Source organism: Elizabethkingia occulta, from assembly GCF_002023715.1.
Classification (GTDB): Bacteria; Bacteroidota; Bacteroidia; order Flavobacteriales; family Weeksellaceae; genus Elizabethkingia; species Elizabethkingia occulta.
Genome location: NZ_MAHX01000005.1, coordinates 341,922 through 355,779, shown reverse-complemented (window position 1 = coordinate 355,779; position 13,858 = coordinate 341,922). Strand labels below are relative to the sequence as shown.

The 13,858-nt window shown below is 35.5% G+C and carries 17 protein-coding genes; 13 read left to right on the top strand and 4 right to left on the bottom strand.

Features of this window, described 5'->3' with window-relative positions:
- Positions 1-32: 32 nt before the first annotated feature.
- The 4 genes from dnaX to rsgA all read left to right on the top strand — a co-directional run bounded on the left by dnaX (position 33) and on the right by rsgA (position 3,742).
- Entirely contained in the window at positions 33-1,121 is a 1,089-nt protein-coding gene (gene dnaX / locus BAZ10_RS03850) for a DNA polymerase III subunit gamma/tau (protein ID WP_009094735.1), read from the top strand.
- Positions 1,122-1,378: 257 nt separating this feature from the next.
- Entirely contained in the window at positions 1,379-1,714 is a 336-nt protein-coding gene (locus BAZ10_RS03845) for a hypothetical protein (protein ID WP_059324372.1), read from the top strand.
- 15 nt (positions 1,715-1,729) lie between these two features.
- The gene (locus BAZ10_RS03840) at positions 1,730-2,809 is read left to right on the top strand and encodes a chorismate mutase (RefSeq protein ID WP_034867312.1); all 1,080 of its coding nucleotides are present in this window, start codon (positions 1,730-1,732) and stop codon (positions 2,807-2,809) included.
- Positions 2,810-2,818: 9 nt separating this feature from the next.
- Positions 2,819-3,742, top strand: a complete 924-nt coding sequence (rsgA, locus tag BAZ10_RS03835) for a ribosome small subunit-dependent GTPase A (RefSeq protein ID WP_078721635.1) — start codon at positions 2,819-2,821, stop codon at positions 3,740-3,742.
- 8 nt (positions 3,743-3,750) lie between these two features.
- Here the strand turns inward: rsgA and BAZ10_RS03830 are convergent, their stop codons facing one another.
- Together BAZ10_RS03830 and BAZ10_RS03825 are read right to left on the bottom strand one after the other, a co-directional pair.
- A complete protein-coding gene (locus BAZ10_RS03830) occupies positions 3,751-4,386 on the bottom strand; it encodes an ATP-binding cassette domain-containing protein (protein WP_078770919.1) in 636 nt (211 codons plus the stop codon).
- Positions 4,373-5,284, bottom strand: coding sequence for a hypothetical protein (locus BAZ10_RS03825; protein ID WP_078770918.1), 912 nt, complete (start codon positions 5,282-5,284; stop codon positions 4,373-4,375). The genes BAZ10_RS03830 and BAZ10_RS03825 overlap by 14 nt, the downstream gene beginning before the upstream one ends.
- Positions 5,285-5,597: 313 nt before the next feature.
- On the opposite strand from BAZ10_RS03825, the gene BAZ10_RS03820 reads away from it, so the two are divergent.
- The 4 genes from BAZ10_RS03820 to BAZ10_RS03805 all read left to right on the top strand — a co-directional run bounded on the left by BAZ10_RS03820 (position 5,598) and on the right by BAZ10_RS03805 (position 9,841).
- Positions 5,598-6,530: a mevalonate kinase family protein gene (locus BAZ10_RS03820; RefSeq protein WP_078770917.1), complete on the top strand. Its 933-nt coding sequence runs from the start codon at positions 5,598-5,600 to the stop codon at positions 6,528-6,530.
- A 27-nt stretch (positions 6,531-6,557) separates the two neighbouring features.
- On the top strand, positions 6,558-7,454 hold the full coding sequence (locus tag BAZ10_RS03815; RefSeq protein ID WP_078770916.1) for a UbiA family prenyltransferase: 897 nt from the start codon (positions 6,558-6,560) through the stop codon (positions 7,452-7,454).
- Positions 7,455-7,496: 42 nt separating this feature from the next.
- Positions 7,497-8,483 carry a pseudouridine synthase gene (locus BAZ10_RS03810; RefSeq protein ID WP_078770915.1) on the top strand — a complete coding sequence of 329 codons (987 nt, stop codon included), beginning with the start codon at positions 7,497-7,499 and terminating at the stop codon, positions 8,481-8,483.
- Positions 8,484-8,599: 116 nt separating this feature from the next.
- Entirely contained in the window at positions 8,600-9,841 is a 1,242-nt protein-coding gene (locus tag BAZ10_RS03805) for a DUF3472 domain-containing protein (RefSeq protein ID WP_078770914.1), read from the top strand.
- A 238-nt stretch (positions 9,842-10,079) separates the two neighbouring features.
- Here BAZ10_RS03805 and BAZ10_RS03800 read toward each other — a convergent pair whose 3' ends face one another.
- Positions 10,080-10,637 (bottom strand): hypothetical protein, encoded by a 558-nt coding sequence (locus BAZ10_RS03800; protein ID WP_078770913.1) that lies wholly within the window; start codon positions 10,635-10,637, stop codon positions 10,080-10,082.
- Positions 10,638-10,743: 106 nt separating this feature from the next.
- On the bottom strand, positions 10,744-11,349 hold the full coding sequence (gene pncA, locus BAZ10_RS03795; protein ID WP_078770912.1) for a bifunctional nicotinamidase/pyrazinamidase: 606 nt from the start codon (positions 11,347-11,349) through the stop codon (positions 10,744-10,746).
- Positions 11,350-11,402: 53 nt separating this feature from the next.
- On the opposite strand from pncA, the gene BAZ10_RS03790 reads away from it, so the two are divergent.
- The 5 genes from BAZ10_RS03790 to BAZ10_RS03770 are packed head-to-tail and all read left to right on the top strand — an operon-like array spanning position 11,403 to position 13,858.
- Positions 11,403-11,927, top strand: a complete 525-nt coding sequence (locus BAZ10_RS03790) for a YfiT family bacillithiol transferase (RefSeq protein ID WP_078770911.1) — start codon at positions 11,403-11,405, stop codon at positions 11,925-11,927.
- A gap of 1 nt (position 11,928) precedes the next feature.
- The gene (ytxJ, locus tag BAZ10_RS03785) at positions 11,929-12,300 is read left to right on the top strand and encodes a bacillithiol system redox-active protein YtxJ (RefSeq protein ID WP_078770910.1); all 372 of its coding nucleotides are present in this window, start codon (positions 11,929-11,931) and stop codon (positions 12,298-12,300) included.
- A gap of 4 nt (positions 12,301-12,304) precedes the next feature.
- Positions 12,305-12,901 carry a Crp/Fnr family transcriptional regulator gene (locus BAZ10_RS03780; RefSeq protein WP_078770909.1) on the top strand — a complete coding sequence of 199 codons (597 nt, stop codon included), beginning with the start codon at positions 12,305-12,307 and terminating at the stop codon, positions 12,899-12,901.
- A gap of 35 nt (positions 12,902-12,936) precedes the next feature.
- Complete coding sequence (locus BAZ10_RS03775) at positions 12,937-13,554, top strand: peptide deformylase (RefSeq protein WP_078770908.1); 618 nt, start codon at positions 12,937-12,939, stop codon at positions 13,552-13,554.
- A gap of 22 nt (positions 13,555-13,576) precedes the next feature.
- Complete coding sequence (locus BAZ10_RS03770) at positions 13,577-13,858, top strand: GNAT family N-acetyltransferase (RefSeq protein WP_078770907.1); 282 nt, start codon at positions 13,577-13,579, stop codon at positions 13,856-13,858.

Below are 13,858 nucleotides of genomic sequence, written 5' to 3'. Positions count from 1 at the left end.
GATTTCGTCTAGCTTTTTTTTATTTTTGAGGTATGGAAAACTTTATAGTATCTGCACGTAAATATCGCCCATTAGAATTTGATACCGTTGTTGGGCAATCCCACATTACAGATACTCTGGAGCATGCTATAGATAACAATCAGTTAGCACAGGCACTTCTTTTCTGCGGGCCGCGTGGTGTAGGTAAAACTACATGTGCACGTATCCTTGCCAGAAAAATTAATGAAAAATCAGGAGCTTCGGATGACACAGGATTTGCATTTAATATTTATGAATTAGATGCGGCATCAAATAATTCTGTAGACGATATCCGGGAACTGATTGATCAGGTTCGTTTTGCTCCTCAGGTTGGAAAATATAAAGTATATATTATCGACGAGGTGCACATGCTGTCTACTGCAGCATTCAATGCTTTTCTTAAAACATTGGAAGAACCGCCTGCGCATGCTATTTTTATCTTGGCAACTACTGAAAAGCATAAGATAATTCCGACGATTTTATCAAGATGTCAGATTTATGATTTTAAAAGAATTCAGATAGAAGATATTCAGAATCATCTACGCAAGATAGCAGACAAAGAAGGTATTCAATATGAAGACGATGCTTTGTTTTTGGTAGCCCAAAAGGCAGATGGTGCTTTACGTGATGCTCTTTCCATTTTCGACCGCCTTACAACCTTTACGCAAAGAAATATAACACTTGCCAAGGCGGCAGAAACACTGAATATATTAGACTACGATTACTATCTGCAAATTGCAGATTTTGCAAAATCTAATGATATTCCAGGAATTCTATCCAAACTGAATGAGATTGTAAATAAAGGATTTGATCCACATATTTTTATCGGAGGACTGGGAAGCCACTTCCGTGATCTGATGATGGCTCAGAACCCTAATACAATTAATCTTATAGAAGTAGGAGAGAAAACAAAAGCTAAATATGTAGAGCAAAGTCAGAAATGGACCGCACAGGAACTTATCGATGCTCTGGAGATATGCAATCAGGCAGATATTAACTATAAGAATTCTAAAAATCAACGTCTCACTGTTGAAATCGCTCTTATGCAGCTAGCTTCACTTTCCGTAAGTGATGCCACTAAAAAAAAAAGTTTAGAATCTTAGCGCCGCTTTTAAAAGCAGTAGCTAAAGCGAATCAGGAACAAACTCAGGTTACTCAGAATCAGAAACCGGTTTCTACGGAAACAACGGCTAATCCATCTTTACTAGATAATCCAAACAAGCCAAAAGAAGTAAAATCATTAGAAGATATTTCTTCTTTTAGTATTACCGGATGGCTGAATAAAAAAGAAGAAGTAAAGACGGAAAAGGTAGAGGTAAAAGATAATTTACCTGCAAATCATTTTTCTGAAGTAGATTTATTGCATGAATGGAAGCAATTTCTAGATAATCTACAAGATGATGATCCGGTGAAGTTTTCAGCCATAAAAGTCTGTAAATTACAGAAGAAGGATGAAAATAAAATTCTTATAAAAGTACCTTCTGAAGCTGCTAAATCCGAGTTTGAGACCGTAAGAAAAGATTTTTTATCTGTATTTCAGCGTAAAGTCAATAATTTTCATATTAAAAGTAAATACGTGGAGGATGAAACTTTGCAAAAAGAAATCATTACCAAACGAAAATTATTTGATAAATTTGCAGAAAAGAATCCATTTCTTAAGGAGCTGGACGATTTAATGAAGTTTGATTTTTCCTAAATTCTCAAATTAAATATGAATCTAAACGAAGTAAAGTCTGATTGGATATCAGAACTAGGATCACCGCTAGTAGTTGCGGGACCATGTAGCGCGGAAAGCGAGTCACAAATGCTGGAAGCAGCCAGAAGAATTAAAGAGAGCAACGCCAATGTTTCTGTATTTCGTGCAGGAATCTGGAAACCTCGTACAAAACCAAATGGTTTTGAAGGAGTAGGGGTTATTGGTCTTAACTGGCTGAAAAAAGTTAAAGAAGAGTACGGTTTTAAAACAGCAACTGAGGTAGCTAATGCAAATCACGTATTTGCAGCATTAGAAGCTGATGTAGATATCTTATGGATCGGAGCACGTTCTACTGTAAACCCTTTTACAGTTCAGGAAATTGCACAGGCACTAAGAGGTACAAACAAACCTGTACTTGTTAAAAACCCGGTTAATCCGGATCTTGCATTGTGGATCGGAGCAATGGAGAGATTATTAGGACAAGATGTTAAAAACCTTGGTGTAATTCACAGAGGTTTCTCTAATTACCAGAAAACTAAATACCGTAACGTTCCAAACTGGACAATTGCACTTGATTTCAAAAAGCAATTTCCAAATATTCCAATGATTGTAGACCCTTCTCACATCTGTGGAAACAGAACAGGTTTAGCTGCTATCTCTCAGGAAGCTCTAAACTGTGGCTATGAAGGTCTTATGATTGAAACTCACCCGAATCCGGATGAAGCATGGAGTGATGCTGCACAGCAAATTACTCCGGAAGTTTTAGCTGAATTACTGTCTAACCTTAAAACAAGAAATCAGGATATCTCAGGATACGAAGATGAAATGGGTAAACACAGAACATTAATCAGCGATATCGACTTCCAGCTTATCAGCCTTCTTAATCAAAGAATGAAGGTATCTGAGAAAATCGGTACATTGAAAAAAGAAAATAACATTGCGATCTTCCAACCGGACAGATGGAAAGTTATTGCTGAATATGCAGCGCAAAAAGCTGATGAAACTGGAATGTCAAGAGAATTTATCGAGAAAGTATTCAACGCTATTCACGAAGAATCTATTGATGTTCAGAATAACATTATGATTAACAAATAATTATTGCTTATGAGGGGTATTATCATAAAATCTACCGGAAGCTGGTATCAGGTTTTAGATCAAGAATCCGGAAAAATTTATGAAGCCCGAATCAGAGGCAAATTCAAATTAATAAAAACCCGACTGACCAATCCCTTGGCAGTCGGGGATTTTGTTGAGTTCTCACTGGAACAGGATGATATTGCATGGATTACAAAGATAGAACCACGAAAAAACTATCTGATCCGTAAGGCTGTAAACCTGTCTAAAGAGGCTCACATTATAGCGTCCAATATTGATATTGGCTGCATTCTTTTCACACTGAAAATGCCGGAAACTTCTTTAGGTTTTTTAGACCGTTTTCTGGTATGTTGTGAGGCTTATGATATAAAGCCTTTAATCCTCTTCAATAAAGCCGATTTGCTAGACCAGGAAGAACTGGAGTATGCTGAAGATATAGCTACTGTATACCAGTCTATAGGTTATGATTCTCTTTTTGTTTCTTCTGTATCCGAACTGAATATGGAAGGTCTAAGAGAGATTCTAAAAGATAAAACTTCTGTATTCTTCGGGCACTCAGGAAGTGGGAAATCTACTTTAGTAAATGCTTTAAATCCTGAAGTGAATTTAAAGACAGGAGACATATCCGATATTCATTTGAAAGGTAAACATACAACTACATTTGCTCAGATGCATTTCTGGCCTTTTGGCGGTCAGGTAATAGATACTCCCGGAGTTCGAGAATTTGCGATGATAGATGTTGAGAAAGAAGAAATCCAGCATTATTTTCCGGAGATCTTTAGTATTTCCGAGAATTGTAAATTCAATAACTGTTTGCATATAAACGAACCTAAATGTGCCGTTTTAGATGCATTAGAACATGAAGAAATTCTGGAATCCCGTTATGCTACTTACATTAAACTAATGGAAGAAGCAGAAGAGCTGAACCAATAATCCTTTTCTTAAAACTTGAAATTGTGTAGTTGATGATAATCAACTTTGTCAATAACCCTGTCAATACTCCCGTTTTGTAGTATGGCGATTTTGTCACAGGTATGAAATAAGGTTTCTATGATATGAGAACTTACAAGAACAGCTTTGTTTTCAGATTTTAGATCCTGTATAATGTCGTACAAAACATGTACACCTTCAAAGTCAACTCCGTTAAACGGTTCGTCCAGTATATTAACAGGTTTGTCCAATAAAAGCATCCCTATAAGGGCTAATTTCTTTTTCATTCCGCTGGAATAGTCCTGAGCGAATTTTTCTAATGGAAGCCCGAATTTTTCGGTTAGCAATTTGTATTTTGACTCTTTATCTTTAGAAAAATAGCCAAGGTATTCTTTTCCGGTAATGTACGGATAGAAGTAGTTCTCGGTTTCCAAATAAGATATATTTTCCCTTTTTAGAGATTCATTGTGCCATTTGATAGCTCCACTGTATTTCACATTTTGATACAGGGATTCGAACAGGGTCGTTTTTCCGGCTCCGTTCTTTCCGAGAATACCAATAACAATGCCTTCCTCTATATTCAGATTAAGATTATTAAGAACATTTTGAGTTTTAAAACTTACATTCAGGTTTTTAATTTCCAACATACTTGCTGATATTTTCTTTTGCAGATTTAATGTTATCGATAATAATTATAATGGCAGGGATAACAGATATAGTGTAGAGAAAATAGGATAAAAATATTCCCATATCAAAATAATTAGTCCTCTCTTTATAATGGTAGACTTTGTACTTTCTGGTTAATGCCAGTACAAGAAATAAATTCATAAACAGAATATAGCATAGTAACGGCAGACTATTTTCTCTATTCAGAATTAAAAAGCCTATATAGACAGGCAAGAATACAAGGTTGAATAGTTTCATATTCTTAAGGATCTTATCTTCCAGAGTGTATTTTCTGAAATACATTTCCAGCATTTCTTTATTTTCATTATCGGAATACAGTCTCGGAAACAAATCCAGAACAAACAGCCCACAGAAAATTAATGTGGAAATATGATAGGAAGATGCTATAATAATTATATAGGCTAGAATAGCGGTAACTGTATTTTTTCTCAGTAAACATTTCCACTCAAAAAGCTCATTGGGAATGAAATCCCATTTAGAAGTAATATTAATTTTTGCTTTTGGATAAAAAAATGGAAAACCTGTAACCAGAAGCAATCCTGCTAAGCCTAATATATCGGACTTGTAGTGTATATTCCCAAGAAGCAAAAACAAATAAATGAATGCAGATTCAAGGAAGATGATAAAGCGCCAGCTTTTTATGAAAGCTTTTTTTAGAAAAGGAATATCTTTCCTTCTGAAATGAAATGATAAGGCTATCAAAAAGAAAAGTAGAGGATATAATCGGTTGTCAGGAAGTTTAAGAGCGATTAAAACCCCTGCAATAATTAAAAAAGGTAAAGCAACATTACCCTGAAAGCTGAAAATTCGAAAGCACTGACTAATTCTGAAAATAAAATGATGGAAAATTGCTTTCAAATTCTATGATTATTGGATGGATAGGCTGCATTAACAATATTAATGCAACCCAAATTTATGAAAAATCACTTTCCATTGAATAATTTTAATAAACTTTATAATTTATTGCTTATTGTTCACTCTATAAGATAATTTAGATAATTTAAATTAGAGAAAAATCCTATCTTGGGGAGCTGTATAGGATTTTCTGGCCGGAGATTTGCTTAATGCTATCCGAATTTATATATCTATTGTAATGTTATTGAATATATTTTTAATAAAAATAACATTCGGAAAATAGAAATTTTGTAATTTTGTAGCATATAAAAGACACATGGCGAATCCTTTATTTTATGCAAAAATAATTTTGTTCGGAGAATACGGAATGATTGAAGATTCTCAGGGGCTCGTTGTACCTTATAGTTTCTATAAAGGAACTTTAAAGTTTTCAGAAACCAACTCAGATTCTGAATTCGAGACCAACTCCAACAAACATTTGCAGAAATATTCAAACTTTCTTTCAGACTTAAATCTTTCCGAAGGTTTCAGATTAGATATTGAAAGTTTTAAAAAGGATATTTCTAATGGTCTTTTCTTCGATTCTAATATCCCACAAGGCTATGGAGTAGGAAGTTCAGGAGCTTTAGTAGCTGCTATTTTCGAACGCTATTCAGTTAACAAACATAATCCGGAAAATATATCGAAAGATAACCTGAAACACCTTAAAGCTGTTTTCGGGGAAATGGAAAGTTATTTCCATGGTAAAAGTTCCGGTATGGACCCGTTAATTTGCTATATGAATCTGCCAATCCTTATTGAAAACAAAGAAAACCTGGACAGAGTTGCTTTACCTGAGGGTGAGCATGGTAAAGGAGCTGTTTTCTTAATAGATTCCGGACAGATGGGAGAAACCGGACCAATGATTCAGATTTTCTTCGAGAAACTGAAGAATGAAGGTTTCCGTAAAACATTAAAAGACGAATTTATCCGATACAATAATGCCTGTATTGATGCGTTTCTAAAAAAAGATATGAATCCTTTCTTCAGAAATCTGAAAAAACTCTCGCACTGGGCATATGAGCATTTCAGACCGATGATTCCGGAAAATATTTTCAATGCATGGAAAAGAGGTCTGGATACCAATGCATACTACCTGAAACTTTGTGGTAGCGGAGGAGGAGGTTATATTCTTGGTTTTACCAAGGATTATGATAAAGCCGATAAAATGTTAGAAGGTTTCCAGAAGGAAGTTATCTATCGTTTCTAATAATTAAATTTTAAAATTTCAACAAGTGTGAAGAATCGTTTGCTCTCCAGATTATCTGTATTTATAGGATTTTTGCTGGGGGCAAGAGCTTTTGTCACATTTCTGCTGATTTTCGCATTATACGTTTCAACATTCTTTTTATTTAATCAGGAAGAAAGCCTAAAGAGCTTTGTTTTCGATTATAAAGTACACGGAATTATATTTTGTAGCTTCCTCAGTATAATGGCCGGTGGTATTATCAACCAGTTTTATGACCGCGAAAAAGATAAAATAACAAAACCTTTCCGTAGCAAACTACAAAGCTTCCTTGGACAGAAATATTATTTGTATGTTTATCTTACACTTAATGTACTCTCCCTAGGGATTGCTGCGCTTATTTCGGAAAGGGTATTTGTCTTCTTTCTGATTTATCAGTTTCTGATGTGGTTTTATAGCCATAAACTAAGCAAAATTCTGATTGTAAATAATCTTACGTTTGTTGGACTCAGTCTTTATCCTTTCTTTGGGATGCTTATCTATTACCAGACTTATTCACCACATTTGATGATGATGTCTGCATTTCTGTTCCTGATACTGCTTACTATAGATATTGTTAAAGACCTTCTGACCAGTAATGCCGATCGCATTTTTGGATATGATACTATCGCTAATAAGTTTGGTATAAAAGTGGCAAAGATTGTTGCTATTGTATTGCTTATACTTAATATTATTGTTTCAGCACTCATTATCAGAGGAAATGCCGTACACTATCTAATGTCCTACTATTTCTGTGTAGGTATGTTTGTTCAGGTGGTTGTGGTGTATTTATTACTCAACAGAACTAAGTTTCATAGCTTCTCAGCCCTAAACCTGTTGCGTTTATGGGTGTTTATTGGAATTTTATGCATGTTATCTGACGGAATTCTTACCTATCTACACTACTAGCTTTTATTTTTCGTAACTTTGCCGAAAATATAGAATATAGAAATGAGCAGAGAACGTAAAAATTTTTCAGACAGACAGAAAAACGGAAAACAGGGAGAAAGAAAAACTTCTTTTGACAAAACTTCCCGCTCTGCATCCGACTCAAAGAGAGGTGGTGGTAAAACTTTCGATTCCAGAGATAAATACGAAAAAGGTGACCGAAAATTTGGTGGACCTAAATCATTCAAAAGACCTTTTGACAGGAAAGCTGAACATGACGAGAAAATCAAAGGTTATATCCTGAAGAGAAAGTTTGATAAGCTAGCCAATAAGCCTGAAAAAGAAACCATACGTCTTAATAAATATATTGCAAATTCAGGAATTTGCAGCCGTCGTGAAGCAGATGATCTTATTACACAAGGTTTGGTAGAAGTAAATGGTAAAGTAGTTACTGAAATGGGTTACCAGGTTCAGAAAACAGACAGAGTTGTTTTCGATGGACAAGGTATTACTCCGGAAAAACCAGTATACGTATTACTAAACAAGCCAAAAGGTTATCTTTCTACAACGAAAGATGAGAAAGCACGTAAAACAGTAATGGATCTGGTTGCAAACGCATCTCCATACAGACTTTTCCCTGTGGGGCGTTTAGACAGACAAACGACTGGTGTTATCTTGTTAACCAATGACGGACACATGACTAAAAAACTTACACACCCATCATTCGGGATGAAAAAGATATATCATGTTGTATTGGACAGAAAACTCTCTATCGAGGATCTTCAGGCAATTCGTGAAGGTATTCGTCTTGAGGAAGGTGTTGCAGAGGTAGATAATATTTCTTACATCGAAGGAAAACCTAAAACAGAAGTTGGTATCGAAATCCACATCGGATGGAACAGAGTTGTACGTCGTATTTTCCAAAGATTGGGCTACGAAGTTGAAAGCTTAGACAGAGTAATGTTTGCAGGTCTTACTAAGAAGAATGTAAAAAGAGGGCATTGGAGAATCCTTACAGAACAGGAGGTGAATAATCTAAAAATGCTTTAATCAATAATATAAGAGTTTCTTTATGAAACTCTTTTTTTTGCATTATCAATTTTCTGATATTTTATTTTTAACTTTATCTAATTACCAAATCGTATAATTTTAAAAACTAATTTATTATGAAAAAATCAATTTCATTATCATCCTTAGCGGTGATTATGCTTCTGTCTTCATGTAACAGAGATTCATTATCAGAAAACTCAGCTCAAAACACCAGCGCAGAAAATTCTGCAAAAGGTATTGTTACAAATCTCACAGAACAAGATCTACCGAACATTCAGCTTACAGGGAGCAATGCAGCTCCTTCCCAACATTTAACTTATTACTTTCCCGCAGATGCTGTTTTGCAGATGAATAAGGTTAAGATTACGAGATCTGCATTGACAGAATATTTCTCTGTGATTAACTATAGTGGTGGTTATGCAGGATTGCAGCAGACACCAGATAAAAGCTTTGGAACACCTAATATCCTGATCGCATCTTTATGGGATAAAAATACTGCCGGTGGCAGCTATGCCGGTTATAGCTATCTTGGGTCAAAAACTGTAGCCAGCAGATTTGGAGGAGAAGGAGACGGGCAAAAAACAATTAATCCATACCAATGGAAGCTAAACAATTGGTACAATGTAGTATTGCGCTCCTGGAAAGAGAACGGGAAAATCTATATTGCCAATTTTATACAAGATCTGGCGACCGGAAAATGGTTCCTGACTTCAACTATTTACAGAGATGCATCAACAGGAAATCTTGGAACTTATATCGATACATTTCTTGAAAACTGGGTAGGAGATAATCCTAAATATGATGGTAGATATGTGCGTAAGGCTTATCTTAAAGATGCATGGAGTTTAGATTCCAATAATGCCTGGCAAAAGTCAACAAGCAGAAACTTTAGTGCCAATAGTGGAGATCAGGGCAGAAATGGGTATTTCGATCGTGCATTCAATTCGGGATATGATGCAGGTGAAGATGCTTATTTTATGGTTCATGGTGGTACTACGGTACCAGATACTGCATTTGGAACAGGAAGAACCTTGCAATTGCCGACTCAGACTAATCAGGGAGCGGCTCCGGTAATTCAGAATCTGGAAAGAACTTCTGCAACAGCACAGTATGGAAGTAATAAAGTTACAGTTTCATGGGCTATTAACGATACCAAAGCACCACAATTATCTTATAATATACAAGTGCTAAACAGTAGTGGGGCAGTTGTACAAACCGTTCAGAAAATAAAACCTGAACAACGTACAGAGGCTATCACTACAACTTTGGCAAAAGGTAATTATACAGTAAAGCTTACGCTGACAGATATTTTTAATAATGACACAACGCCTGTGGAAATTCCGCTTACAGTAAATTAAGCATTTTAGTAACCAAATAAACAAAAAGAGGTTGTCACAAAAGTTAAAAGTTATTGCAATTTGTCATCCTGAGCCTGTTGAAGGATTATTTATTATAAGTGTTTTGTGAATGTAAATGTTTCGACGAAGCTCAACATAACACATCTTCTGGGACAGCCTCTTTTTTATTCTTGAACATCACAGGTTTCTGAAACCTGTGATGTTTGTATTTTAAGAAAAGATAAGATACCAATGCTTTTTAGAAAATATAGGAGACACCAGCATTTATAAGACCTCTTGTCCCAATATTAGGTTCTATAAAAACACCAAAATCTTTTCCGTATCTAAGGCCCATAGGCATAATATTGAAGCCAAAAGTTGTAAGATTATCTTTCTCTTCAGCTTTAGAAGTTTTGTCAATATATTTTGCATTTTTAAATAAAACTCCTGCGGACACTCCGGAATAGAGCCTTAATTTTCTATCTGCCCCTGACCAAAAATAATCGACTCTTGGCTGAACCGAAACTAGTGATTGGCTTGTAAAGCCGGTTCCTTTTTCGTCGAAAGATTCAAGATTGAATTCCAGACTATAGCGCCATTTCATATCACGATTGTACATCATAACATTAAGGCTTAGAACACCATTACTACTAGATGTTTCTTCTAGATTCCCTGTAATGGCATTTCCGACAAAATCGTAAAGTGAGCTGCTAACCCCAAATACAGAAGGGGTTCCGTATGCTACCGAAATTTCAATTTTTTGTGCCTGTAATAAGGACGCAGAAATCAGAGGAATAAATAGTAAAAGTTTCTTCATAGTTTCATATTGATTAAAGCAGGCAAAGATATATAAAAAAGACAGCTTCTATTTTAAAAGAAACTGCCTTTATCATTAGATTTTTCTAATCTTTAAATGGTTTTAGTTATGCCAAAACACTTACTTTATTTTCGATTAGTTCGTAAATAGTATCTTTTCCGCTGTCTGGCTTTACATTTACAGCACGCGTACCATTGAAATGGAGACAGGTAATGAAACCTTCTTTTACGGCATCCAGGCAAGTAGCTCTTACACAATAATCTAATGCAAGTCCAGCTATTTCTACCAATTCAATATCATGATATTTTAGAAAATCAGTAAGACCTGTTTTCATAAAGTGATTGTTGTCCTGGAATGCGCTATAGCTATCAATTTCAGGGTTTTTGCCTTTCTGAATAATATGTGTTGCCTTGGCACGATTTAATGCAGGGTGAAATTCTACACCAGAAGTTCCCTGTACACAGTGGTCAGGCCACATAAACTGAGGAATACCGTTTAATATAATTGTTTCGCCTATATTTCTGCTGTTGTTAGAAGCAAAGCTTTTATGGTTGGCTGGATGAAAGTCTTGTGTTAAGACAATTTGGTCGTACTGATCGCTGTCCATAAGGCCGTTGATGTATGGAATAATTTCGCTGGCTCCAGGTACAGCTAAAGAGCCTCCTTCACAGAAATCATTTTGTACATCTACTATAATTAATGCTTTTTTCATTTTGATGATTTAATTAACAAATTTATGGTAAATTTGATAGATAAACGAATTGCATGGATTTAGAGCAGAAAAAATATCCCATCGGAAGATTTCAGAAACCTGTGGAATTTGATGAAGGTAAAATAAAGGACTGGATTACAGTTATAAAGGAATTTCCTAATAAAGTAAAAGAGCTGACACAAAATATGTCCGATGAACAATTGGATACTCCATATAGAGAAAATGGCTGGACAGTACGACAAGTAGTACACCATTGTGCAGATTCTCATATAAATTCCTTTACAAGATTCAAGTTAGCGCTTACCGAAGATAAACCGGTTATAAAACCTTATATGGAAAATTTGTGGGCAGAATTAAGTGACACAAAACATCTGGCTATAGATTCATCATTATCCATATTGGAAGGCCTACATCATCGTTGGACGGTTTTGTTGGAAAGTATGACCACCGAGGATTATCACAGAATATTTGTGCATCCTGAGCATAATAATGAGATTACGCTCTATACAGCACTGGCAACCTATGATTGGCATTGTAACCATCATTTAGGGCATATACAATTAACATTACAAAAGTAAAATGGGAATATTTGATTTATTTAAAAATAAAGAAGAACTAAGGAATAGTCCGTGGCTTACCATAGAATCATCTGAAGATTTGGATAAGGTTGTTGAGGAGTCTAAGCATTCCAAAGTGGCAATTTTTAAACATTCTACAAGCTGTTTTATCAGTAAAATGGTTCTAAGAAATTTTGAAGCAGATCTTAACAAACATGCCCCGGAAGGATACAAGTTCTATTATTTGGATTTGTTGCGTTTCAGACCTATTTCCAATCAGATTGCCGAACAATTTATGATAAGACATGAAAGTCCGCAGATCATTGTATTGGAAAATGGAGCTGCCATCTACAAGGCTTCACATGAGAATATAAACCTGGAATTACTACCTTAGAAGAATGATAACAGAAAATTTTTCAAAATATATTCAACAGCTTTTTGGCATTCAGGATCAGCAGGTTTCGGTTTGCGAGAATCTCATAAAGCTAAAAACAGTTCCAAAAGGAAGAGTACTTGTGAGAGCAGGTGAAATTAATAAAGAACTTTATTTTGTAGAGCAGGGGCTTCTCCGTCAGTTTTTTACGGATAAAAACGGAAAAGAACATGTATTGTACTTTGCACCGGAAAACTGGCTGCTAGGGGACAGAAATAGTTCTTATTTCGGACTTGCTACAGACTTTACAATAGAGGCTGTGGAAGATACTGTTGTTGTAATCCTGGAACCTGAATTTTTTATTAATCTGAGTAAGGAGTACAAAGATGCGATTGAAAAATCTGAATTTTTGCTGCACCGTCACATTCGTCAGCTCCAGAAAAGAGTATCACAATTATTAGGTGCTACTGCAGAAGAGCGATATCTGGATTTTATTACGACTTATCCGAACCTTATGATGAGAGTTCCTCAGTGGATGATCGCTTCATATCTGGGGATAACCCCGGAAAGTCTTAGCCGTGTCCGAAGAGAACTGGCCAAAAAGAACTTTCTTCCCGGATAATTAGAAGGCTACAATTAATATCTAGTATCACAAAAATGAAAAAAATAACACTTCTGTTAGTTGTATGTGCAGGATTGCTTAGTGCTCAGAAACTAACTTCAAATGAAATTTCTATTATAAAACAGGGAGATATTCATACTGCATTACCTGTTTATAACGTAAGTGAGCCTGGACATAGTAAAACACTGCTTGGTATGTCTGCAGATATTGATCCAAAAGATCCGAATACGGCTATTCTGGTTGAACGGATGAAACTATCCCTGCTTTCTACAGGCAGCGGAGTTGGTATTGCTGCCCCTCAGGTAGGAATTAACCGAAAAATAATTTGGGTTCAGCGTTTTGATAAAGAAGGCAAGCCACTGGAATATTTTCTGAATCCTGTAATTCTGTGGAAATCACAATTGCAAAACCTTGGACCTGAAGGGGATTTGTCAATTACCGATTTCAGAGACCAATTCTACAGAAGCAAAGTTATACAGTTGGAATATTCGGATTTGAAAGGTAAAAAGCATACCGAAATAGTAGAAGGTTTTACTGCAGTTATTTTTCAGCATGAAATAGACCATCTTTCAGGTATTTTGATATCTGATAAAAAAGAAAAAGAAAAGAATGATCTTTATGAGAGAGCAGATGCTTTCATTAAAATAAAATAATAACATTTAAATTGATTATAAAATGGAAATAAAACACAAAAGAGAAGTATCAAAAGGAGTATTTGAAGCTATTGAATACGACAGAGTTGTTGGACTAATGACATACTCGGTAGCCGGAGAAGATAAAATTATTATTGATCATACCGAAGTGGACGAAGCCTTCGGAGGAAGAGGAATAGGGAAGCAGTTGGTAAATGCTGGTGTAGATTATGCACGTGAGAATAATATTAAAATAATACCATTGTGTCCATACGCAAACAGAGTTCTGCATAGTTCCGATGAGTACAAAGATATTTTAGCTTAG